General features: G+C 45.7%; 23 protein-coding genes. 13 read left to right on the forward strand and 10 right to left on the reverse strand.

The features are described 5' to 3' along the window. Positions 1 to 90: 90 nt before the first annotated feature. Positions 91 to 1143, forward strand: coding sequence for a glycosyltransferase family 9 protein (locus CW749_RS07735; protein ID WP_101111455.1), 1053 nt, complete (start codon positions 91 to 93; stop codon positions 1141 to 1143). Further along, positions 1140 to 1928, forward strand: coding sequence for a glycosyltransferase family 2 protein (locus CW749_RS07740; RefSeq protein ID WP_101111456.1), 789 nt, complete (start codon positions 1140 to 1142; stop codon positions 1926 to 1928). Before CW749_RS07735 ends, CW749_RS07740 begins: the two co-directional genes overlap by 4 nt. 31 nt (positions 1929 to 1959) lie before the next feature. Here the strand turns inward: CW749_RS07740 and CW749_RS07745 are convergent, their stop codons facing one another. Beyond that, positions 1960 to 2991 carry a glycosyltransferase family 9 protein gene (locus CW749_RS07745; protein WP_101111457.1) on the reverse strand — a complete coding sequence of 344 codons (1032 nt, stop codon included), beginning with the start codon at positions 2989 to 2991 and terminating at the stop codon, positions 1960 to 1962. A 112-nt stretch (positions 2992 to 3103) separates the two neighbouring features. Between CW749_RS07745 and coaD the strand changes: the two genes are divergently transcribed. Next, complete coding sequence (gene coaD, locus CW749_RS07750) at positions 3104 to 3610, forward strand: pantetheine-phosphate adenylyltransferase (protein WP_101111458.1); 507 nt, start codon at positions 3104 to 3106, stop codon at positions 3608 to 3610. Here the strand turns inward: coaD and mutM are convergent. Beyond that, positions 3589 to 4410, reverse strand: a complete 822-nt coding sequence (mutM, locus tag CW749_RS07755; RefSeq protein ID WP_101111459.1) for a bifunctional DNA-formamidopyrimidine glycosylase/DNA-(apurinic or apyrimidinic site) lyase — start codon at positions 4408 to 4410, stop codon at positions 3589 to 3591. The genes coaD and mutM overlap by 22 nt on opposite strands. Positions 4411 to 4490: 80 nt before the next feature. Here mutM and CW749_RS07760 point away from each other — a divergent pair, with 80 nt between their 5' ends. Beyond that, positions 4491 to 4961 carry a hypothetical protein gene (locus CW749_RS07760; RefSeq protein ID WP_101111460.1) on the forward strand — a complete coding sequence of 157 codons (471 nt, stop codon included), beginning with the start codon at positions 4491 to 4493 and terminating at the stop codon, positions 4959 to 4961. A gap of 139 nt (positions 4962 to 5100) precedes the next feature. Here CW749_RS07760 and rpmG read toward each other — a convergent pair whose 3' ends face one another. From rpmG to CW749_RS07780, 4 genes are all read right to left on the reverse strand, one after another. Beyond that, positions 5101 to 5268: a 50S ribosomal protein L33 gene (gene rpmG, locus CW749_RS07765; protein WP_004405486.1), complete on the reverse strand. Its 168-nt coding sequence runs from the start codon at positions 5266 to 5268 to the stop codon at positions 5101 to 5103. Positions 5269 to 5281: 13 nt separating this feature from the next. Beyond that, positions 5282 to 5518 carry a 50S ribosomal protein L28 gene (rpmB, locus tag CW749_RS07770; protein ID WP_004728407.1) on the reverse strand — a complete coding sequence of 79 codons (237 nt, stop codon included), beginning with the start codon at positions 5516 to 5518 and terminating at the stop codon, positions 5282 to 5284. Positions 5519 to 5888: 370 nt separating this feature from the next. Further along, the gene (radC, locus tag CW749_RS07775; RefSeq protein WP_101111461.1) at positions 5889 to 6563 is read right to left on the reverse strand and encodes a DNA repair protein RadC; all 675 of its coding nucleotides are present in this window, start codon (positions 6561 to 6563) and stop codon (positions 5889 to 5891) included. A 248-nt stretch (positions 6564 to 6811) separates the two neighbouring features. Next, complete coding sequence (locus CW749_RS07780; RefSeq protein ID WP_101111462.1) at positions 6812 to 7798, reverse strand: cytochrome-c peroxidase; 987 nt, start codon at positions 7796 to 7798, stop codon at positions 6812 to 6814. 766 nt (positions 7799 to 8564) lie between these two features. Between CW749_RS07780 and coaBC the strand changes: the two genes are divergently transcribed. The 3 genes from coaBC (at position 8565) to lpxL (ending at position 11464) form a co-directional block, all read left to right on the forward strand. Continuing rightward, entirely contained in the window at positions 8565 to 9776 is a 1212-nt protein-coding gene (coaBC, locus tag CW749_RS07785) for a bifunctional phosphopantothenoylcysteine decarboxylase/phosphopantothenate--cysteine ligase CoaBC (protein ID WP_101111476.1), read from the forward strand. A gap of 155 nt (positions 9777 to 9931) precedes the next feature. Further along, positions 9932 to 10522 carry a nucleoid occlusion factor SlmA gene (gene slmA, locus CW749_RS07790; RefSeq protein ID WP_101111463.1) on the forward strand — a complete coding sequence of 197 codons (591 nt, stop codon included), beginning with the start codon at positions 9932 to 9934 and terminating at the stop codon, positions 10520 to 10522. Between the two features lie 3 nt (positions 10523 to 10525). Further along, positions 10526 to 11464 carry an LpxL/LpxP family Kdo(2)-lipid IV(A) lauroyl/palmitoleoyl acyltransferase gene (gene lpxL / locus CW749_RS07795; protein ID WP_101111464.1) on the forward strand — a complete coding sequence of 313 codons (939 nt, stop codon included), beginning with the start codon at positions 10526 to 10528 and terminating at the stop codon, positions 11462 to 11464. Positions 11465 to 11548: 84 nt separating this feature from the next. Here the strand turns inward: lpxL and pyrE are convergent, their stop codons facing one another. Together pyrE and rph are read right to left on the reverse strand one after the other, a co-directional pair. Beyond that, positions 11549 to 12190, reverse strand: a complete 642-nt coding sequence (gene pyrE / locus CW749_RS07800; RefSeq protein WP_101111465.1) for an orotate phosphoribosyltransferase — start codon at positions 12188 to 12190, stop codon at positions 11549 to 11551. Between the two features lie 123 nt (positions 12191 to 12313). After that, complete coding sequence (gene rph / locus CW749_RS07805; RefSeq protein ID WP_101111466.1) at positions 12314 to 13030, reverse strand: ribonuclease PH; 717 nt, start codon at positions 13028 to 13030, stop codon at positions 12314 to 12316. Between the two features lie 188 nt (positions 13031 to 13218). Between rph and CW749_RS07810 the strand changes: the two genes are divergently transcribed. From CW749_RS07810 to trmH, 6 genes are all read left to right on the forward strand, one after another. Beyond that, a complete protein-coding gene (locus CW749_RS07810) occupies positions 13219 to 14085 on the forward strand; it encodes a YicC/YloC family endoribonuclease (protein ID WP_101111467.1) in 867 nt (288 codons plus the stop codon). Between the two features lie 68 nt (positions 14086 to 14153). Further along, on the forward strand, positions 14154 to 16049 hold the full coding sequence (locus CW749_RS07815; protein WP_180958350.1) for an LTA synthase family protein: 1896 nt from the start codon (positions 14154 to 14156) through the stop codon (positions 16047 to 16049). A gap of 146 nt (positions 16050 to 16195) precedes the next feature. Continuing rightward, positions 16196 to 16819 carry a guanylate kinase gene (gene gmk, locus CW749_RS07820; RefSeq protein ID WP_101111468.1) on the forward strand — a complete coding sequence of 208 codons (624 nt, stop codon included), beginning with the start codon at positions 16196 to 16198 and terminating at the stop codon, positions 16817 to 16819. A gap of 59 nt (positions 16820 to 16878) precedes the next feature. Beyond that, complete coding sequence (gene rpoZ / locus CW749_RS07825) at positions 16879 to 17151, forward strand: DNA-directed RNA polymerase subunit omega (RefSeq protein ID WP_101111469.1); 273 nt, start codon at positions 16879 to 16881, stop codon at positions 17149 to 17151. Positions 17152 to 17220: 69 nt separating this feature from the next. After that, the gene (gene spoT, locus CW749_RS07830; protein WP_101111470.1) at positions 17221 to 19338 is read left to right on the forward strand and encodes a bifunctional GTP diphosphokinase/guanosine-3',5'-bis pyrophosphate 3'-pyrophosphohydrolase; all 2118 of its coding nucleotides are present in this window, start codon (positions 17221 to 17223) and stop codon (positions 19336 to 19338) included. Positions 19339 to 19442: 104 nt separating this feature from the next. Then, on the forward strand, positions 19443 to 20129 hold the full coding sequence (trmH, locus tag CW749_RS07835; RefSeq protein WP_101111471.1) for a tRNA (guanosine(18)-2'-O)-methyltransferase TrmH: 687 nt from the start codon (positions 19443 to 19445) through the stop codon (positions 20127 to 20129). Positions 20130 to 20207: 78 nt separating this feature from the next. On the opposite strand, the gene CW749_RS07840 is transcribed toward trmH, so the two are convergent. Continuing rightward, positions 20208 to 20594: a VOC family protein gene (locus CW749_RS07840; RefSeq protein ID WP_101111472.1), complete on the reverse strand. Its 387-nt coding sequence runs from the start codon at positions 20592 to 20594 to the stop codon at positions 20208 to 20210. 38 nt (positions 20595 to 20632) lie between these two features. Continuing rightward, positions 20633 to 21445 (reverse strand): helix-turn-helix domain-containing protein, encoded by an 813-nt coding sequence (locus CW749_RS07845; protein ID WP_101111473.1) that lies wholly within the window; start codon positions 21443 to 21445, stop codon positions 20633 to 20635. Positions 21446 to 21683: the final 238 nt, after the last annotated feature.

Here is a 21683-nt window from a genome sequence, read left to right on the forward strand (position 1 = left end):
ATAGAAGGTGAGAAAACCGTGGGTCGATTTTACATTCTTAAAGCTTAACTGCATAATCCTTAGCAACTTATCAAAGAACTTTCTTTCACTATGACGCTTTTTACAAGCCCGCCTACCTCGATCTGTGTCTTGCGTTTATCTGCCATTGGCGACGTCTGTAACACAATTGCTGCGGTTCAAGCTATTCAAAAGTATTGGCCAGAAACGCAAGTAACGTGGATAACAGGAAAGCTCGAAGCGCAATTGCTTGAATCTATTGACAACATAGAGGTCATTGTTTTCGACAAAAAGCAAGGGTGGCGTGGCTATGTATCGGTATGGAAGCAACTCAAGGGAAGAAGGTTTGATGCTTTATTGCACATGCAGTACGCCATCAGAGCGAGTATCATCACCTTAGGCATCAAAGCTAAACACAAGTTGGGCTTTGACAAAATCCGCAGTCAAGATGGACAACATTGGTTTACCAATACCAAAGTACCATCACCCGAGAAACCTCACGTTTTAGATGGGTTGATAGCCTTTAATGAAGTATTGGGTATACCGGATAGCTCTCCTAAATGGGATCTTTCTTATACAGAATCGGCTGGTGTTTGGGCACAAAGCCATTTACTTGCAGACAAACGTAATCTAGTGATCGTTCCGGGTGCAAGTAAAGCCTATAAAAACTGGACTATTCAAGGCTATGTCGATCTCATCAATCATGCGAAGAAATTGGGCTGGAACGTTATTCTTGCTGGTAGCCCATCGTCTGTGGAACAAAAGCTAACCCAGTCAATTCTTCAATCGTTAAAGAAACCAGTCACCGACTTAGTGGGTAAAAGCAGCTTGCTGGAGATGCTAGCTCTACTTGATCAATGTGATTTGGTGGTTGCACCTGATACGGGTCCGACCCATATGGCAAATGCAATGAATACCCCAGTGATCGGGTTGTATGCCCACCACAACCCAGCTCGGACAGGTCCTTATTTGTATCAGGATTATGTTGTCAGTGTATGGGCACAAGAGATAGAAAAGCAGACGGGAAAGAATCCATCTCAATTACCTTGGCGCTCTCGTGTCAAAGACGCAAAAGCGATGGCTAACATCCCGTCGGCAGATGTCATCGCAATGTTTAACCGTGTTTGCAGAGAACAGAAATTATGACACAGCTTTCCCAACCTAACCGCGCGACTATTGCTGCGGTCATCATTACCAAAAATGAAGAAGACAGCCTCAAAGACTGCTTAGAAAGCCTGACATGGGTTGATGAAATCGTGATCGTTGATTCAGGTAGCACAGACAAAACCGAAGCTATCGCGGTGCAATACACCGACAAATTCCTTATCAATGCGGATTGGCCGGGTTTTGGCAAGCAGAAGCAACTCGCCCAGAGCTATACGGAATGCGATTGGATTCTCGCCGTTGATGCAGACGAGCGTATTGATGAAACATTAAAAAGTAATATTCTTGATATGTTAGAAAATGCCCCCGATAACACCGTTTTTAATCTTAATGAGTTAACTTGGGTCTTTGGTCGATTCCTAAAACATTCCGGCTGGTACTATCGACATGTCCGCCTTTACCCCAACAAGCTAACAACGTACAACGACAACCTCGTTCATGAATCAGTCGTTATTCCCGACGGATGTAAAGTGGCAGAACTCGATGGCGATATTCTTCACTACTCCTACAAAAACCTAAACCATTATCTCGTTAAGTCAGCTGGTTACGGCAAAGCTTGGGCGGATCAAAGGCAAGCTAAAGGAAAAAAAGCGTCGCTATCTCAAGGTGTGGTTCATGCGCTCGCCTGTTTTATGAAAATGTACGTACTAAAGCGAGGTTTTTTAGATGGGAAACAAGGGTTCTTGATTGCTTTGTTATCCGCGCATTCTACCTTTATCAAATACGCAGATTTGTGGGCGAGAGATAACGATCCTCATTATAAATAATGGGTGACTAAACCCTATACTAAAGGGCAGTTTATTCTATATCTGCCCACCACGTCTTCACTTGCTCGGCGCATTCCGTCACATCAATACGAGACATATCTTCTTGCTGATCTTTACTGCTGGCTTCAGGTGGGCAAAAAGCAATGTGCTTCCCTTCTGAATTAATGGGTCGCCAGCGAAGTGGCGTTGCTGAGCGCTTGCTAGGAAAGAACCCGACCGTGGGTACATCCAACGTTGCTGCTATATGAAGGGGCCCCGTCGAGCCCGCTATAAATATATCCGCGCAAGCAATGGAATAGGTAAAATCGACCAGCCCATCATTTTTGCTGTATACCACTGACTTCACACCAAGATCGGATAACAACGCATGTAATTCCATGGCTTTATTTTCTTCACCCGGGCCAGCCGTGAGAACGTATTCTCTATCAACCTGCAAATTTTGGATAAACGCTGAATACTGTTCCAATGAAAGATTATTTGCCGAACCACCGCTGCCTGCATGTACAAACACCCAAGATTTGTCTTGGGAGATATCTAACTGCCTAGTCAGTTTGTCCTTTTGCGCAGCTAAAACATCTGGCGTTATCGTCAAATAAGGTGCGTTAGGCTCAACAATCTTGCCTCCGATATCCGATAAAAATGAGCGAACAAGATCAAGATTGTACTCATACTCGGGTTTAGCCGATTGTGAACGTTTCTGTTTGATTCGTTTGTTGTAAAAAATCTGGGCAATTTTCGTTGCGGGTGCAAGCCGATAAGGAATTTTGGCTTTCCATACCAGTGACGCGTTGTAAGAGGTAGAGAATAAATTGATTGAAGCGTCAAATTGCTCCGATTTTATTCGTTTCACCAGCTCCGTTTTTTCTCGTTTCGGCGCTTTTGAACCACAATCGACGATAATAGAATCAATCCAAGGGCAAAGCTCTGCCAATGCTTTGGTATAACCTGGGACAAGTGCGGTAATTTCTAAGTCAGGCATTGATTGTTTTAGCATAGCGAAACTCGGCCATGCCAACATAAAATCGCCTATCTTATCGTTTCGAATAACCAGTATTTTTTTCATCTTATTTTCCGCACTGTGGTTCGCCACACATGATACCCAGTTACATAGCGAAGTTTGAGTGTTTTTTGCTATGATGACAGCAGATTAATGAATAAAAGCAAGCGAGTAAAATGTGTCAGCAAAACGTATCTCCCGAGTGATTTACCCGGGCACCTTCGACCCATTAACCAACGGCCATTTAGATTTGATTGAACGTGCAGCCGATATGTTTGATGAAGTGATTGTCGCCGTCGCCGCCAGTCCAAGTAAGAACACCATGTTCACCTTGGAAGAACGAGTCAAGTTTGCACAAGTTGTCACGAAGCATTTAGATAACGTTACAACAAAAGGTTTTTCAGGGCTGATGGTGGATTTTGCTCGCACAGAACAAGCCAATGTTCTGATTCGTGGGCTGCGGACCACAGGCGACTTTGAGTACGAATTTGGCTTAACAAACATGTACCGAAGGCTGCTGCCAGGGTTAGAAAGTGTGTTCCTTACCCCTGCCGAAGAGCACGCGTTTATTTCATCCACCATTGTACGCGAAGTCGCCATTCACGGTGGTAGTGTTGCGCAATTTGTTCCAACTATCGTCGCCTCAGCTTTGGAGAAGAAGTATCAAGAGCGCTCTAAAGGCTGACACTCTGGGCAGTAGAAGGTATTTCGCTGCCCAATTTTGACATCTTCGATCACGCTCTCACAAACCGTGCATTTTTCCCCCGAACGCCCGTACACTTGAAGCTCTTGGGCAAAATAACCAGGCTTGCCATCAGCTTGATTGAAATCCTTAAGCGTCGTCCCACCTTGTTTAATCGCCGTATCCAGTACTCGCTTGATGTTGCTGTGCAATAATTCAAGCTCGCTATCATTGAGTTGATTGGCTGGTAACTGTGGATGGATACGAGACATAAATAGCGATTCATTGGCGTAAATATTACCCACACCCACCACGACTTTGTTATCCATAATGAACTGTTTAACAACGGTTTTCTTACGTTTGGCTTGCTGTGTAAAATAATCAATATCGAAAGCGTCCGTTAAAGGCTCCGGTCCCAAATGATTGAGCACATCAGGTTGCTCTCCATATTCCGCATGTAACCACGATCCAAAGCGTCGAGGATCGTTATAGCGAAGAACTTTGCCATTAGTTAAAACCAGATCAACGTGATCGTGCTTTCCCGGTTCAATGAAGGCATCCAAAACGCGTAAACTTCCCGACATTCCCAAATGCACAACGGCGCTACCCGCCTTTGTTTCTATCATCAGGTATTTTGCTCTACGCGTAATATCCAGAATTTCTTTGCCTACCAATGTTTGAATACTTTCTGGCACCATCCAACGCAGTTTGGGCTGTCTCACGTGAATGGCTTTGACTTTTTGCCCTTTCAAATGAGGTGTAATCCCTAGGCGACTCACTTCAACTTCTGGTAACTCTGGCATCTTAATTCCTTGATTAGGCTGTCGGTATATCGGGAACGAGGTTATGATTATACTCAAAATACGTCTATTTGAGGCATTCAATGAAGCTTTCCCGTCGTGGCTGGAATAACATTCTGATCTTATCGATCTTGGCATTTATTGCTGTTATCAATGCACCAAGTGTATTAAGAAAGCACTTTGGGCTTGGTGAAACCAACACGCTTCCTTATGTTATTAGCCCGAATGAAAAGCCAAGTGCCTTGCATTTTGCTCAATGGTCACTTGAAAATGTCGATAATGAATGGAATTCGACACGCCAACTGGCTATCGCCCCTTTACAAGCTGCGCTCCGGTGGACAGAGTTAACCGGTACTCAGGTGGATTTAGATACGTACGATAAATTGAAAGGAAATCTCCCCCCCGCCAGAACGTTAGAGGTTTGGTATGTCGGTGTCGAAGAACCGGAAAGAATCACATTTTATCAAACCCCAAGCTTTTGGTTGCTTCAAAATTGGCAAAAAGAATGGGTAGCAGTATCGGTAGAAAAGAGTTATCTGTTCCCTTTTCTATAGTTGGTGCTTAAATGCGTTTTAATCACAACACAATTTGTGATGCCTAGTTAACTTGCGCTTGGAAGTGAGTTATATAGGTAATAAAAAACCCAGTCGATTGACTGGGTTTTTAAACACTAGCAAAGAATTTGGAAATCAATTACTTGATTTTCGCTTCTTTGTACATAACGTGCTTGCGTACAACTGGATCAAACTTTTTGATCTCAAATTTGCCTGGCATGTTACGTTTGTTTTTGTCAGTTGTGTAGAAGTGACCAGTTCCAGCAGAAGATACTAGACGGATTTTCTCACGAATGCCTTTAGCCATTGTTCAATTCCTCTTATACGTTCTCGCCACGAGCACGGATATCAACAAGAACAGCATCGATGCCTTTCTTATCAATAATACGCATACCCTTAGCAGTTAGACGTAGTTTAACAAAGCGCTTTTCGCTTTCTACCCAGAAACGATGAGTTTGTAGGTTCGGCAGAAAACGACGCTTGGTAGCATTTCGTGCGTGTGAACGGTTGTTACCCGTTACAGGACGCTTACCAGTTACTTGGCATACTCGGGACATGAATGTCTTCTCCAAATCGTTTCAGCTCGATATCAACCTTGGTGGCCGAACCTCTCTATCTATCATATAAGAAGACTGGAGGCCAAATACCGTTATGGAATACCCATACAAGGCTATCAAAGGTCGCGCATTATACTAACTTGATATGCATTGCTCAAGACCCGAACAGATCCTTTTTACAGGTTTTCGTGATCTTTTTTAGGCAGAGCTGATTGAGGTTCATAAATTTCAGTGCGGGGATGATAGCAGATTTTGACTAGCAGACAACTAAAATGTGAGCTCAAAACACGCTAAAAGCCGACTCAGTATACCTTATCGCGATTCTCTATTATTTTAAGCGCAGTTTCGGCGAGAAAACGGTGCTCAATATTCATATCCACCCTCTTTCCGCAAACGAAACCACCTCTCCATCCCCAATCACAAAGTGATCCAAGATCCGAATATCCACCAGTGCGGTTGCATCTGTTAACCGCCGAGTGATTCTCCTGTCCGCCTGGCTTGGCTCTGCAACACCAGAAGGATGGTTATGCGCTAAAATGAGCGCAGCCGCGTTATGGTGCAGTGCTCTTTTAACCACTTCTCTTGGGTAAACGCTGGCGGCATCGATAGTCCCTTCAAATAACACTTCATCTTGAATTACGCGATGTTGGTTATCTAGAAACAGTATATAGAAGGCTTCTCTGTGCCTATCGCGCAAAATACTAGAAAGATAAAGTTTTGTGTGTTCAGGGCTCGTCAGCGCATCACCACGTTTTAGAGTTTCCCCAAGATAACGCTGAGTCATCTCAATAACCGCTTTTAACTGCACAAATTTGGCTGACCCTAGCCCTTTCTTCTGGCAGAAGTCTTCTTGGCTGGCTGAAAAGAGGGCTCGCAGCGAGCCGAACTCATCTAATAGCTGAGAGGACAACTCAATCACATTGGTGCCTTTGATTCCGGTTCTCAGAAAAATAGCCAGCAATTCAGCATCGGTTAGCGCACTAGGACCTTGATTAAGTAGCTTTTCTCTAGGCTGAGATTCAGACGGAAGATTTTTGATGCTCATCGAAACGACCTGCAAAAGAACAATGAGGCTCATTGGATAGAGAATGTCGTTTTATATCAATTACCAAACAGTAAATTTCGAGCGAGCGATGATCTTTATGAAATTGAGGAATCAGTAAATTCCACACTCATGTTAGGAGGAACTCAAAAGATGAGAATAGAGAGAGCGCGACGCCCTCTCTATAAATAAACTCTGCGATGAGATAAACACAGTCTTTAGCAAAATTCGTTGTTTATCTATCGATACCGCTAACCAACATCTGGTCGAGGTGTGTCAAAACTCGAAGGCGGCAGTAGAGGCAGCGTAATACGTGGCTGCTCGCCAGTCAGAGATTTCAAGAACTCTGTGATTTTTTCGGCTTCATCGTCACTTAGTGCCTGACCCAACTGTATATCCGCCATGGTTTTTACGGCTTGTTTCAAATCCCAAACCGAACCATCGTGGAAGTAAGGATAGGTAAGTTCGATGTTTCTCAACGTCGGTACTTTGAAGACAAACTTATCGAACTCCTTACCAGTTATCGCTTTTCTGCCTTCGTCGGGGTTATCCGTCGCAAACGGTTTAACCAGCCCCATTTTCTGATAGTTCTGACCACCTAATAAAGGACCACTATGGCAAGCTGTACAACCTTTTTGTTTGAACAGTACATACCCTTCTTTTTGTACATCCGATATCGCATCCGATTGACCTGTTAGCCACAAGTCGAAAGGCGAATTAGGTGTGCGCAGTGTTTTCTCAAACTCCGCTATAGCAACCGTAATTTCATCGATACCAAAGCTGCTTTTACCAAACGCTTCTTTAAACAATGCTTGATAACCAGGAATCGATTTTATCGTATCAATCGCTAAGGTATGAGTGAACGCCATCTCTTTTGGGTTTTCAATAGGCCCTGCGGCTTGAGCTTTTAAGTCTTCCGCCCGCCCATTCCAAAATTGAACGAAGTTCAACTCCGCATTCAATACCGTCGGTGAATTGATGGGGCCAATTTGCCAACCATGACCAATCGAACTCGGGAGGTTATCCACCCCACCGGTTGCTAGGTTATGGCAAGAGTTACACGAAATGGTATTGGACTTAGATAAACGAGGATCAAACCAGAGCTTTTTCCCAAGTTTGACCAAAGAGGTGTTAAGCCCCTCAGCAGGAACAATCACTTCAATAGGTTCCTGAGAGAGAGGTTGGGCTTGCACTCCAAAAGAGAAAGCCGCCAGTGTAGCAAACGTCATTATTTTCATTGTTGTCTACCTTATTATGTTTTCGGTGAACGAAACGTCACCGTGTATTCCGACACAACACAGGTGGTAAAGAACAAGCCGACAGCACAACTGACCATGTATAACCACACCATGTGTAAGACATTAAAAATAAGTGGTTAAAAAAAGGACAACGCAAAAAATCGATGACATTTATCGACAAACTAGATGAATAAATTAGCAATCTCTTATTTGTCATTCTTATCAATAGGTTGATAAGCCAGAGTAAAAAAACAGAAGAAAAACGCCTTAAAATTATTCACCGATTCATTGATTGAAATCAAAATATAAGATCATGAAATTTAAGAGATTCACTTTGAATGACAAACGCCTCTTGTAGCACACCAAAAGCCAGAAAAATGGGCAAAATTTACTCAGAAATTTAATGAGGAGGTTTAAGGTCTTATTAAAAATATACTCAAACCATCTCAAGGTGCAGGATTCAGAGCTCTATCTTCTGTTTCAGTTCAAGGAAAAGAACGCAGTGGAATGACGAGTCCTTCCCAAGTTCTTTGACGATGAAATGGGACAGTAGATGAGCTCCCAAGGGCGAGTTTGCTTGGTTTTCATGCTGCGTTACCAATTCTTGATTTAGAGCCACTAGATCTGCAAATTGGTGCCTTGCCTGAAAATCAAGCCCCCAATCTATGGATAAGAAGCCGCTGAACCTAGCCCTTTGAGGTGGTTTGAGTATATATATTTGATATGGTTACTGGGTATGGAACAAAACCAATTTGAGAAACGCAGCATGCAGACACTAGCAGGAAAGAAAATACTTTTAGGGATTAGCGGCGGAATTGCTGCGTATAAATGTGCCGAACTCACTCGCAGGCTCATCGAACGAGGAGCTGAAGTGCAAGTCGTTATGACGAATGCAGCCAAAGAGTTCATCACCCCGCTGACGATGCAAGCCGTATCCGGTCGACCAGTATCAGACAGCTTACTCGATCCCGCCGCTGAAGCCTCTATGGGGCACATTGAACTCGCCAAATGGGCAGATTTAGTGCTGCTTGCACCTGCAACCGCTGATTTGATCGCGCGTATGGCATCGGGGTTGGGCAATGATTTATTAACGACACTCGTTCTGGCAACGGATGCCCCCATCGCCGTTTCTCCTGCTATGAATCAGCAAATGTATGCCAACCTAGCGACACAAGAAAACATCCAGACATTAAGCCGCCGAGGAATGGAAATTTGGGGTCCTGCTTCCGGTGAGCAAGCTTGTGGGGACGTAGGAAAAGGTCGAATGCTCGAGCCGATGCAGTTGGTTCACCTATGTGAAGATTTTTTCACCCCTTCGGTGCTATCGGGTCAATCCGTGGTGATTACCGCAGGTCCCACTCGCGAAGCCATCGACCCGGTTCGCTATATATCGAATCACAGCTCGGGAAAAATGGGGTTTGCCATTGCCAGTGCAGCAGCGAAATTAGGCGCTAACGTCACGTTAATCAGCGGCCCCGTCTCGTTACCCACGCCTGTTGGTGTGAATCGAATTGATGTCGACAGCGCTACAGAAATGCACCAAGCTGCCTTGGAGCAAGCTGTAAAACATAATGTCTTCATTGGATGCGCTGCGGTCGCTGACTATCGACCTGAAACCATTGCCGATCAGAAAATTAAGAAAACAGACGACAGCGATGCCATGACGATTCGGATGGTCAAAAACCCAGACATCATTGCCTCCGTCGCCAAGCTTAAAGAGGATCGTCCCTTTACTGTCGGCTTTGCGGCAGAAACACAAGATGTCGAAACCTATGCGCGAAGCAAACTCGCCAAAAAGAATTTGGACATGATTTGTGCCAACGATGTGTCCATTCAAGGGCTTGGCTTTAATAGCGACAGCAATGCTCTGCATTTATTCTGGAAAGAAGGGGATAAAATCTTGCCTACCGCCAGTAAAGTCGAGCTGGGCAAAGCCTTGATGGAAGAAATCGCTGCGCAGATGACGCCGAAAAAATAACAATTTCTCTTCGATAAACAGCGCTCTTACTGAGCGCTGCAAACAACAAATTCTTTTATTCCTTGAAAATCACGAGTGTATCTCTAGCCTCTTTAGCTGGCTGGCGCTAAAATGCTGGCTTGTAAATTTTCTGCCAAAATTAAGGAATGGACTGAATGACCGGCAATCGAAAATCAAATCGTCGTGAAGAAATCCTACAGGCACTGGCTGAAATGCTGGAGTCCACCGATGGAGCCTCTCGCATTACGACAGCCAAACTTGCCAAACAAGTAGGTGTTTCCGAAGCCGCGCTATATCGCCATTTCCCTAGTAAAGCTCGCATGTTCGAGGGCTTAATCGAATTCATTGAAGACGCCCTGATGTCTCGCATCAACCGCATTCTGGATGAAGAAAAAGACACACTTCAGCGTATTCGACTGGTTATGCAGCTCATTCTTGCGTTTTCAGAACGCAACCCTGGTCTTTCACGTATTCTGTCTGGGCATGCGTTGATGTTTGAAAACGAGCGTTTACGTGAGCGAATCAACCAACTGTTTGAACGAATCGAAACCCAACTGCGCCAGATCCTGCGTGAACGTAAGCTTCGAGAAGGCAAGTCCTTCCCTGTCGATGAAAGCATTTTGGCAACCCAATTGCTTGGTCAAGTAGAAGGCAGTTTAAATCGATTTGTCCGCTCCGATTTCAAATACCAGCCAACCGATAATTTTGAGGAGTACTGGGCACTGCTCAGTGCGCAGATTCAGTAATCCATGAAAAAGTTTGAAACGGCAAGATTTCACAAAGGATTGCTTCATCCTCGTTTCTGGTTGGTATGGTTTGGATTTGGCTTGTTAGCGTTAATCGTAACGCTTTTCCCTTACCCACTCTTAAAGAAGATGGGTAGAGGCTTGGGCAAAGCCGTGGCACCGCTCATTAAAAAACGCGCCAAAATCATTCGCAAGAATTTGGAAATTTGCTTTCCAGACATGGAAGAGCCCGAAAAGCAACGCATCACAGATGAAGTCTACAAGAACTCCGGTCTTGCACTGATAGAAACTGGCATTGCGTGGTTTTGGCCCAACTGGCGCTTCAAACGCATCATCAATTTTAAAAACGATCAGCATATCCTAGACCTAGAAGCACAAGGTAAAGGGGTGTTGGTTGTTTGTACTCACATGCTAAACCTTGAGATTACCGCGCGCGCTTTTAGCCAATTTGCACCAGGTTATGGGGTATATCGCCCTCACGAAAACCCAGTGGTCGACTTTATTCAAAACTGGGGACGAACTCGTTTTGGGCATCAAATGGTCGATAGAGAGGACGTTCGGGGTATGGTCCGCGTTCTGAAGTCAGGGGGACGATTGTGGTATCTACCGGATCAGGATTACGGCAGCCAAAACTCCGTTTATGTTCCTTTCTTTGAATACGAAAAAGCGTGTACCCCTTCTGGAACCGGATTTTTAGTCGATATGGGTAAATGTGCTGTCATTACAGCATCAAGCTTGCGAAGTGGTAATCAGTATTGTTTAGAAATAGACAGCGATATCAGCGCTCATTTCCCAAGAAGAGATGCTGAAGGTGCGGCGATCGTCATGAACAAAGCCATAGAGAAAGTGATCACCCGAGGCATGGATCAGTACATGTGGATGCACCGTCGATTTAAAACCATGCACGATGGCAGTGAACGTGGGCAACTTTATAACGACTGACCTCTGTTGGCTCAAGACCTATCAATAAAAAAAGACAGCCTAGGCTGTCTTTTTTAACATTTGTACTTTAACTCTATCGCTAAGTTAAATACCGAATTCTGCGCGGTACGCTTTTACAGCTTCAAGGTGTTCTGAATTCCCACCTTTCTCTTCGAGGTAAGAAATAAGATCCGTCAAGCTCACAATCGAAATAACGGCACAACCAAAGTCGCGCTCCACTTCCTGAATAGCAGACAATTCACCTTTGCCTTTCTCTTGGCGGTCAATCGCCACTAGAACACCCGCTAAGTCCGCGCCATTCGCTTTAATGATTTCCATCGACTCACGAATCGCTGTGCCGGCTGTAATCACATCATCCACCAGCATAATGCGTCCTTCTAGCGGACTGCCGACTAGGTTGCCACCTTCACCATGGTTTTTTGCTTCTTTACGGTTAAAGCAGTATGGCGTATCCACATCGTGGTGATCGGCCAATGCAACGGCTGTCGTTGTTGCAATTGGAATGCCTTTATACGCTGGGCCAAACAACACATCGTAATCAATACCAGAGTCAGCCAAAGCAGCCGCATAAAAACGCCCTAGTCTCGCCAAATCACGACCGGTATTGAACAAGCCAGCGTTAAAGAAGTAAGGGCTCTTACGACCAGATTTTAAAGTAAATTCGCCAAACTTAAGCACTTCTTTCTCTAGTGCAAACTCAATAAAATCACGCTGGTATGCTTTCATTAATTTTCTCTCTATTTTCTTAGTGTGTTTCGTCGCCTACTCCATCAATGACTCTCCGATTGATGAGAAACATAAACAGAGTAGACAAAAAAATAGCCCCTCAGTGAGGAGCTATTCATTTAATCAGTTTTCTAACGCTTTCTTCTGCGTTTCTACAATGGAATTGATGCCGGTTTTCGCTAGCGCCAGCAACTCCAATAATTCTTCGTGGCTAAACGGTTCACCTTCTGCGGTGCCCTGCACTTCAATCATACGACCGTCTTCCGTCATGACAACGTTCATGTCGGTCTCTGCTGCTGAGTCTTCAACATACTCAAGGTCGCATAGCGCTTTTCCTTCAACGATACCAACAGAAACAGCAGCAACGTGCCCTTTCATTGGGTTCGCTTTCAGCTTACCTTGCTCTACCAAATGCTGGAACGCATCAGCCATCGCAACGCTTGCACCAGAAATCGATGCAGTACGTGTACCGCCGTCCGCTTGGATAACATCACAGTCAACAGTCACCATGACTTCACCCATGGCTTCTAAATCAACGACTGCACGTAAGCTGCGAGCAATCAGTCGCTGGATTTCCATTGTACGACCGCCTTGCTTACCACTTGCGGCTTCACGGCGATTACGAGTGTGGGTTGCACGTGGCAACATGCCGTATTCCGCTGTAACCCAGCCTCTGCCTTGACCTTTCAGCCAACGCGGCACATTTTCTTCCACACTGGCGTTACACAACACCTTAGTATTGCCAAACTCGACAAGCACGGAGCCTTCTGCATACGCAGTATAGTTACGAGTAATTTTAATTGGGCGAACTTGTTCCGCGGTGCGATCGTCTGGACGCATGGATAAATACCTTTCATGGGGAGGCGAATCTGGTTGGAGGCAAAGTATATAGGAATTCACTCGTGCTGCCTAGCCATGGCGACTATCTACATCGCGGCAAACCACCGGAGATCTCGTACCTCGCTCGGTGATTATGCTACTATACCGCTCATTCGAAATTTTCATCTCCGCGAGCAAAGGACAATTCAATGATCTACAGCATGACTGCTTATGCACGAAAAGAAATCAAAGGTGACTGGGGCAGCGCAGTTTGGGAGATTCGCTCCGTCAATCAACGCTATTTAGAAACCTACTTTCGTTTGCCAGAGCAATTCCGTGGTCTTGAACCTATCCTTCGTGAGCGCTTTCGCAAGAAGCTGGCACGCGGAAAAGTAGAATGTCACCTGCGCTTTGAAGCGAACCCAGCAGCAAAAGGTGAAATCACCATCAATCAAGATTTGGCGCAGCAAGTGATCAATGCCGCCAATCAAGTGATGTCGATGACGGGTGAAGATAGCCGCATCAACCCATTCCAAGTCATGAACTGGCCAGGCGTAATGGAAACCCCAGAGCAAGACATGGATGCTATCAACAAAGACCTATTAGGTGCCTTTGATGAAGGACTAAAAGACTTTATTGACGCTCGTGGTCGTGAAGGCGAAAACATGAAAGCTCTGATTGAGCAGCGTTTGTCTTCCATCACCGAGCAAGTAGTCAAGGTGCGTGCCCGCATGCCAGAAATTCTAGAATGGCAACGCGAACGCCTACTCACCAAGTTTGAAGAGGCCAAGATCGAGCTAGAAGGTTCACGCGTGGAACAAGAGCTGATTCTTTTGGCTCAAAAATCCGATGTCGCTGAAGAATTGGATCGCTTGGACTCACACGTAAAAGAAGCCAACAACATCCTTAAGAAGGGTGGCGCATGTGGTCGTAAGCTCGACTTCATGATGCAAGAGTTCAACCGCGAGTCGAACACGCTGGCATCCAAATCCATCAGCACAGACATCACCGCATCTGGCGTAGAACTGAAAGTTCTAATCGAGCAAATGCGTGAGCAAATCCAAAACATCGAATAATCGTCTATTTTAAGGCAAGCATCGCTTGCCTTTTTCTTGCGTCAATATCTGCTTTACCCGAGTTCACAATGATAAGAAACATACTAAGACTGTTTTTCACCTTCTTACTGACGGCTTTTTCAAGCAAGGTAATTTTCCTTTTCGCTGCTACCTCTATTCCTCTGAGCCTATTCAGTCTGGATGGCTTAACCAGCCTGCTTTACGGGCTGAGATTCGATGCCACCATAGCGGCATTATTGACGGCACCCGCGGCATTGGTGTTGCTGGTTCTGAATTTTCTTCGATTCGACATGCGATGGGTGATTCGTCTTTGGGCGAGTTTGGCTGTTTTATGGATCATTGGTGCAACAGCATCCGACACCATTTACGCTGAAGATGCGCGTAAGCACGTCACCTTTGAACTCTTTACGGCTTCTGGTTTAGTTGATTCCGTACTGATAACGGCTTTCACCGTGTACTACCCGCTGGTGATTTTAGGCCTCGTCCTGAGTGCCGTCTCTGTCTTCATTATCTGGAAAAGTCGCTGGACGAACATGGCGACAAGCCGCTTAACCCTCGGTAAATACACACTGGCGACGCTGGCTTACCTAGTACTCACCGTCACCTTTATTCGCGGTGGTTGGTTCGATGCGCCTCAGTCACCGATGAGTGCTTATAAAATTGGTCACAATGACAAAGCGTATCTAGCGTGGAGCGCGCCTTACAGCGTGACTTACTATCTTGCAAACGGGAAAAACAAAGCCGTTTCTCGCATTACAGCCAGCCCTGAACCTTCTGTTCATGAAGTATTTAACGCCGCACTCAATCAAGAAATCGCTACCAACATTAGCGACTTCAAAAAAGCTAATGTGGTCTTTGTATTGTTGGAAAGCTGGGCATCTGTGGATATGAATAGCCCGAACCCAGAACACCACTCCACCCCATTCTTTGATGCACTGCGAGCCAAATCGCTGACATCGGATGCCATGTATGCCGATGGATACCGTACAGTCCAAGGTATTTTTGCCAGCATGTGCAGCTACCCTAATCCTAACGGCGGCATTGTAGCGGGCACACACTTACAAAATAGCCAGTACAAATGTTTGCCCCACATGCTACGTGAGCAAGGGTGGGACACGCGTTTTGTTCAAGGCAGTGGCAAAGGCATCGTTGGAGCGTTTGCTCAATCCCTTGGGTTTACAGAATCCTACGGTAAAGAAGATTTTGACTTTGAAGCGCCGCACAATGAGTGGGGTTTTCAAGACGACAGTATCTATCGCTTCTCGATGGACAGAATCAACGAGATGCAGAACAGCAATTCTGACAAGCCCTTCTTTATTGCCATCAACACAGGCACCACGCACGGTTCGTTACTTCCATCCGAAGATGACTTTACGTTCGGAAAGTCTACTATGCCTGAGCTGCGTCGTAGTACCATGAATTATGCCGACAAAGCATTAGAAGCCTTCATTACTGAACTGCATGACACCGTAAAAGAGCCAACATTGATCGTGCTGATGTCGGATCACACCGCTAAGATTGTAGAGCCTAACCTGGCGAAAAATTCAATTCCGTTTTTGATTTACGCCACCGACGGCAGCGTACCCGCCATTCACCACAATACCGCTACATCTCAGCGCGATGTCGGGAGCACCATTCTAGATTGGTTGGGTGGCTACGCGCCTTGGTTTACAGGGCAATCTCTGCTCAATGAACACTACGCAGGGCAATCGAGTTTCTCTGATGGAAGTCTGTTCTTTTGGGTAGACGGCAAGCGCATGGTGACTATCGATTCTAGCAACAACAGCTTGCAACAGTGTTTCCACATAAAAGATGACACCATAAGGCTGAAGCGAGCAGACTGTAACGAGTCTTGGGTAGCGCCACTGTTTGAACAAGGTCGCGACTTCAATGCGCTCACCCAAGAATTGCTGTTTAATGGCGAGACGACTCAGTATCGAGACATATTCAGCCAAACCCACTAGTTCAACCAAATCCACCAGGGCGAAACAGAAGCATTGAGGTTATTGAACAAAAAATGCTATCCTTTCGCCCCATTTTTTAGGCATCTCACCCTGCAGTGCGTTACACTCGCATTCAGGTAACTAGGGTAAAAGTAAGCGGATTATTCATGGGTAAAGGTACTTTATACATCGTTTCAGCACCAAGCGGTGCAGGTAAATCAAGCCTGATTTCAGCGCTATTGGAAAAAAATCCAACTTACGCTATGAAAGTATCAGTATCCCACACCACTCGTGGAATGCGCCCTGGAGAAGAAGACGGTATACACTATCACTTTGTTAGCAAAGATAAATTTGAAGAATTGATTGAACAAAAATCGTTTCTTGAATACGCAGAAGTGTTTGGTAACTACTACGGTACGTCTCGCCCTTGGATTGAAGAGAACCTAGATAAAGGCATTGATGTGTTCCTAGACATTGATTGGCAAGGCGCTCGTCAAATACGCGAGCAGATGCCTCTGGCTAAGAGCATTTTCATTCTTCCGCCATCAAAAGAAGAACTGGAACGCCGCCTTAATGCACGTGGCCAAGACAGCGAAGCTGTGATTGCCAAGCGCATGAATGAAGCACAATCTGAGATATCCCATTACAATGAGTATGATTACGTCATTGTAAACGATGATTTCGACACAGCAGTGCTCGATTTCAAGTCTATTCTTCGTGCAGAACGCCTGAAGGAAGACAAACAAGCCGCTAAATACAGCAGCATGTTAACAGCGCTATTGGCCGATTGAGCCTTTAGACTGTATAATTTCTCGTCATATTAAATTTTTAGTTAAATATTGGAGTCCTCATGGCACGCGTAACTGTACAAGACGCTGTTGAAAAAATTGGTAACCGTTTTGACTTGGTTCTGATTGCGGCACGCCGCGCTCGTCAAATGCAAACTGGCGGTAAAGATTCACTAGTGCCTGAAGAAAACGATAAGCCATCGGTTATCGCTCTTCGCGAGATCGAAGAAGGTCTTATCACTAAAGAAGTACTGGATGCTCGCGAGCGTCAAGAGCAGCAAGAACAAGAAGCAGCAGAACTGGCGGCAGTAAGCAGCATCGCTCACAACCGTTAATAGTAACTAAATAGTTCATAGTAACTGTTTAGTTCACAGTAACTTTCTAAAGCATTTCGGGCCTGTAATTTGTATCTTTTTGAAAGCCTAAAAGAAGTTGCCCAAGAATATCTGACAGAGCCTCAACTTGAGGCTCTGAGTCGATCTTATGTGGTAGCAAGAGACGCCCATGAAGGGCAAACCCGTTCCACTGGCGAACCGTACATTATCCACCCTGTCGCTGTCGCTCGTATCCTCGCAGAAATGCGCCTTGATAATGAAACCTTGATGGCAGCTTTGCTGCACGACGTTATCGAAGATACCGAGGTCACCAAAGAAGAATTGGAAGAGCAGTTTGGAGCTACGGTCGCTGAATTGGTCGATGGGGTATCTAAGCTGGATAAGCTTAAGTTCCGCGATCGAAAAGAAGCACAAGCCGAAAACTTCCGCAAAATGGTGCTTGCCATGGTTCAGGATATTCGCGTTATCCTGATCAAATTGGCAGACCGTACGCACAACATGCGTACACTGGGCGCACTTCGTCCCGATAAAAAGCGCCGTATTGCTCGTGAAACGCTAGAAATTTACGCACCACTTGCTCACCGTTTAGGTATTCACAACATCAAAGTTGAACTCGAAGAGTTAGGCTTTGAGGCTTTATACCCCAATAGATATCGCGTCTTAAAAGAAGTGGTGAAAGCCGCGCGCGGTAACCGAAAAGAAATCATTCAACGTATTCACGATGAGATTTCCGGTCGATTGGAAGAAATGGGGCTCAACGCCCGCGTATTTGGGCGCGAAAAAAACCTGTTCTCCATCTATAACAAAATGCGCACCAAAGAACAGCGTTTCCATACTATTATGGACATCTACGCGTTCCGTGTCGTCGTTGATTCTGCCGACATGTGTTATCGCGTTCTTGGTCAGGTTCACAGCTTGTACAAGCCGCGTCCTGGCAAAATGAAAGACTACATCGCTGTTCCAAAAGCCAATGGATACCAATCTTTGCATACCTCGATGGTAGGCCCTCACGGCGTGCCTGTTGAAGTGCAGATTCGTACCGAAGACATGGATCAAATGGCGGACAAAGGTGTCGCCGCACATTGGTCTTATAAGAGCAATGGCGATAAGTCTGGCACCACCGCACAAGTGAAAGCGCAGCGCTGGATGCAAAGCCTGTTAGAGCTGCAGCAAAGTGCGGGTAACTCTTTCGAATTCATTGAAAACGTAAAATCCGATCTGTTCCCAGATGAAATTTACGTGTTCACACCAAAAGGTCGAATTGTTGAAATGCCTGTGGGCGCGACTGCTGTCGATTTCGCGTATGCCGTGCATACCGATGTGGGCAACATGTGTGTCGGCGCGCGGGTTGATCGCCAACCTTACCCGTTGAGTAAAGCTCTGAAAAATGGTCAAACCATTGAAATCATCAGTGCGCCGGGTGCACGCCCGAACGCCGCGTGGCTCAACTATGTGGTGACCTCCCGTGCTCGTACCAAGATCCGTCAGGTTCTGAAAACCATGCGTCGTGAAGAGTCGATTACCTTAGGTCGTCGATTACTGAATCACGCATTGGGTGAACATTCAATTTCCGACATCAACCAAGACAACATCGATCATGTTTTGGCTGAGCTAAAAGTCGAATCGCTGGATGATTTACTGGCTGCCATCGGTCTTGGCGAATTGATGAGCATTGTGATTGCACGTCGCTTGTTAGGCGATGTAGATGAACTGACAGAAACGAGTGACTCGAAAAGCAATAAGAAGAAGCTTCCTATCCGCGGTGCGGAAGGTATTTTGCTGACGTTTGCTAATTGCTGTCACCCAATTCCAGATGATCACATTATTGCCCACGTCTCTCCGGGTCGAGGATTAGTGGTTCACCGTGAAACGTGTCCAAACGTACGCGGATACCAAAAAGAACCGGATAAGTACATGGCGGTAGAATGGTCGAACGATTACGATCAAGAGTTCATTACCGAACTTCAGATCGACATGCAAAATCACCAAGGAGCGCTGGCTGCATTAACCAACGTGATTTCGCAAACGGGTTCGAACATCCACGGTATTTCGACCGAAGAGAAAGACGGTCGCCTGTACACCATTACCGTGCTGTTAACTGCGAAAGACCGTGTGAATCTAGCCGGCATTATGAAGCGCATTCGCGTTATGCCTCAGGCAACAAAAGTTCGCCGACGCAAACACTGATTCTCTAAAAAACGAGTTTGCACAATAGTTACGGAATTGAACATTAAATACTAACACTCAAAGGTCTCTTATCTTCTGGTAAGAGACCTTTTTCAGAGCGACATATGAATTTAGAACGCTACCATCGAATCCACACCGTACTTAAGGCACGCCAGCCTGATCTGACGTTATGTCTTGAAGAAGTCCATAAGCCAAACAACGTCTCTGCCATTATCCGCAGTGCCGATGCGGCAGGCGTCCATAAAATACACGCGGTGTGGCCCGATCCTAAAATGCGCACCTTAAGCCACACTTCGGCGGGTGCGAGAAATTGGGTAGAAGTGGATACGCATGAATCGATAGATGACGCCGTAGGCGAGCTAAAAAACCAAGGCATGCAAATACTCGCCACCAACCTGTCAGACACAGCAGTCGATTTTCGTGACATCGACTACACCAAACCCACGGCCGTGATCTTAGGTGGCGAAAAACACGGAATCACGCCCCATGCTCTGTCTATGGCCGATCAAGACATCATCATTCCCATGGTTGGAATGGTGCAATCGTTGAATGTTTCCGTTGCCAGCGCGTTGATCTTATTCGAAGCGCAAAGACAGCGCCAAATTGCTGGTATGTACGAGCGAGATGACTCGGCATTGCCTGCCGAGTACATTCATCGAATTCTGTTTGAGCGCGGACATCCCGTTCTCGCAAAAGTCGCCAAGCGCAAAGGCTTACCTTACCCACCTTTGGATGAAGTTGGTCAAATCGTGGCAGACGAGAACTGGTGGGCAGAAATGCAAAGAAAATAGGTTCTCAAAGAAAGCTGGTTGAAAAGAAAAGAGCCTCGTTATTTTCTTTTCAACCTGAGCCCTAGGGTCTGAGCATGTCTACTGTGACACATGCTCAACGATATCAATCTTGAACCCTGCTGGGTCCTCCACCATAAAATGGACTTGTCCCCATACTTCTTCCTTCAACGGCATCGCGACCGTTAGTTCATTTTTCGTCGCCCATTCATAAGCCGATCGTGCATCAGCGACTTCCAATGAAATGACGTACCCTTCTTTTGCCATAACGGGGTGTAAGAATTCGGGTTGCGTTGCATGTTCAGGCACTAAAAAGCCAAGTTGCACACCATTTTCAGACACCAAATGAAGGTAGAATTCCGAGTCATAAAACACCGCTGTAAAACCAAATGTGGATTGGTAGAAATCTTTGAGCGCCGCTAAATTTTCGCTCACCATTACTGGAAACATCGCTTGTACTTCAATCATGACTTTCTCCTTGTTTAAATAAACAAGAACAGTCTGACTTACTTCACATCATCAGCATTGTACAAAACGGACATGTTTTGAAATTGTTGATACGGCATACCGATGAACCGCTGACAGTCACGGATAAAATGCGATTGATCGTAGTAGTAATTTGCCCAACCTTTGTCATCGGGATATTGATTCAGAAGGGCCAGTGCATTTTGGAATCTAAGAACCTGATGGAACTCCCGAGGCGATACCCCTAAGTGTTGTCGCACAATCCGCCTTAATTGGCGCGAGGAGATCCCCATTTTTTGACAGTGTCGCTCAGACATATCCAAACCATCATCCAAGTGAAGCAGGCTGTGTTTTAAAAAGGCATCTAAGCGAGCATCGGTTTTTGTCGAATTGGCGTGTCGAATAAACCACTGAACAATGGTGGAACATCGGGTGTAGAAATCTGGGCTATCAAATACCGCTTGTTGAAACCAAGGCAGCTCACTGGACGACAAAAACTCCGACGCCAACACGCCTTGAGGCTCCGCAAGCCAATTTTCTAATGGGTTTCGCACCACCGCTTGATAACCTAACACGTGAAAGCGAACCCCAAAGAAAGACACGGGTCCTTGTACCTCAAACGGATTTGCCGACAAAAACGGAGGGATAAACACGCTGTCTTCGGGCTTATCGACACGCGTTATCCAATCAACACAATTATCGGGAATGCTGTGATAAACAAAGCGCCCTTCGGGTACATTCAACTGCCAAAAGCTTTGTACTATTCCCGAAATAGGATCGGGCGGCGTTAGCCGAAGGTAGCCATTTTCAGTATGAACACTTCCCTGTATTGGGTGATAACTGGGAGAAGGCATCTAGGGTATCCATTCACTTTTCCTCCTTACAGCTTACCAAAAAATGAATAGGGTCTTGGACTAATGCCGATCAGTTAAGGTCAAAATGATCGGTTGAACGATCCTCTAGAAGCGTTATAAAGGTCCTAACTTTCTATGGTTAGGACCTTTTGTTTTGCAACTCACAACCGCTCTCGCCATGGCTAATGGCTATGCACCCAACACTGAAGAACTCGGGAAACTCTCTGATATTCTTTGC

The organism is Vibrio sp. vnigr-6D03 (genome assembly GCF_002835515.1).
In the GTDB taxonomy this organism is placed as follows: Bacteria; Pseudomonadota; Gammaproteobacteria; order Enterobacterales; family Vibrionaceae; genus Vibrio; species Vibrio penaeicida.

What these genes read in the sequence shown, in the direction of transcription:
- rph (WP_101111466.1), bottom strand. Translation starts at nt 13,030, where the DNA reads ATGCGTCCAGACGATCGCACCGCGGAACAAGTTCGCCCAATTAAAATT.
- CW749_RS07845 (WP_101111473.1), bottom strand. Translation starts at nt 21,445, where the DNA reads ATGCCTTCTCCCAGTTATCACCCAATACAGGGAAGTGTTCATACTGAA.
- pyrE (WP_101111465.1), bottom strand. Translation starts at nt 12,190, where the DNA reads ATGAAAGCATACCAGCGTGATTTTATTGAGTTTGCACTAGAGAAAGAA.
- CW749_RS07780 (WP_101111462.1), bottom strand. Translation starts at nt 7,798, where the DNA reads ATGAAAATAATGACGTTTGCTACACTGGCGGCTTTCTCTTTTGGAGTG.
- mutM (WP_101111459.1), bottom strand. Translation starts at nt 4,410, where the DNA reads ATGCCAGAGTTACCAGAAGTTGAAGTGAGTCGCCTAGGGATTACACCT.
- rpoZ (WP_101111469.1), top strand. Translation starts at nt 16,879, where the DNA reads ATGGCACGCGTAACTGTACAAGACGCTGTTGAAAAAATTGGTAACCGT.
- rpmG (WP_004405486.1), bottom strand. Translation starts at nt 5,268, where the DNA reads ATGGCTAAAGGCATTCGTGAGAAAATCCGTCTAGTATCTTCTGCTGGA.
- CW749_RS07815 (WP_180958350.1), top strand. Translation starts at nt 14,154, where the DNA reads ATGATAAGAAACATACTAAGACTGTTTTTCACCTTCTTACTGACGGCT.
- CW749_RS07840 (WP_101111472.1), bottom strand. Translation starts at nt 20,594, where the DNA reads ATGATTGAAGTACAAGCGATGTTTCCAGTAATGGTGAGCGAAAATTTA.
- radC (WP_101111461.1), bottom strand. Translation starts at nt 6,563, where the DNA reads ATGAGCATCAAAAATCTTCCGTCTGAATCTCAGCCTAGAGAAAAGCTA.
- CW749_RS07735 (WP_101111455.1), top strand. Translation starts at nt 91, where the DNA reads ATGACGCTTTTTACAAGCCCGCCTACCTCGATCTGTGTCTTGCGTTTA.
- trmH (WP_101111471.1), top strand. Translation starts at nt 19,443, where the DNA reads ATGAATTTAGAACGCTACCATCGAATCCACACCGTACTTAAGGCACGC.
- CW749_RS07810 (WP_101111467.1), top strand. Translation starts at nt 13,219, where the DNA reads ATGATCTACAGCATGACTGCTTATGCACGAAAAGAAATCAAAGGTGAC.
- lpxL (WP_101111464.1), top strand. Translation starts at nt 10,526, where the DNA reads ATGAAAAAGTTTGAAACGGCAAGATTTCACAAAGGATTGCTTCATCCT.
- CW749_RS07745 (WP_101111457.1), bottom strand. Translation starts at nt 2,991, where the DNA reads ATGAAAAAAATACTGGTTATTCGAAACGATAAGATAGGCGATTTTATG.
- gmk (WP_101111468.1), top strand. Translation starts at nt 16,196, where the DNA reads ATGGGTAAAGGTACTTTATACATCGTTTCAGCACCAAGCGGTGCAGGT.
- CW749_RS07760 (WP_101111460.1), top strand. Translation starts at nt 4,491, where the DNA reads ATGAAGCTTTCCCGTCGTGGCTGGAATAACATTCTGATCTTATCGATC.
- coaBC (WP_101111476.1), top strand. Translation starts at nt 8,565, where the DNA reads ATGCAGACACTAGCAGGAAAGAAAATACTTTTAGGGATTAGCGGCGGA.
- slmA (WP_101111463.1), top strand. Translation starts at nt 9,932, where the DNA reads ATGACCGGCAATCGAAAATCAAATCGTCGTGAAGAAATCCTACAGGCA.
- CW749_RS07740 (WP_101111456.1), top strand. Translation starts at nt 1,140, where the DNA reads ATGACACAGCTTTCCCAACCTAACCGCGCGACTATTGCTGCGGTCATC.
- rpmB (WP_004728407.1), bottom strand. Translation starts at nt 5,518, where the DNA reads ATGTCCCGAGTATGCCAAGTAACTGGTAAGCGTCCTGTAACGGGTAAC.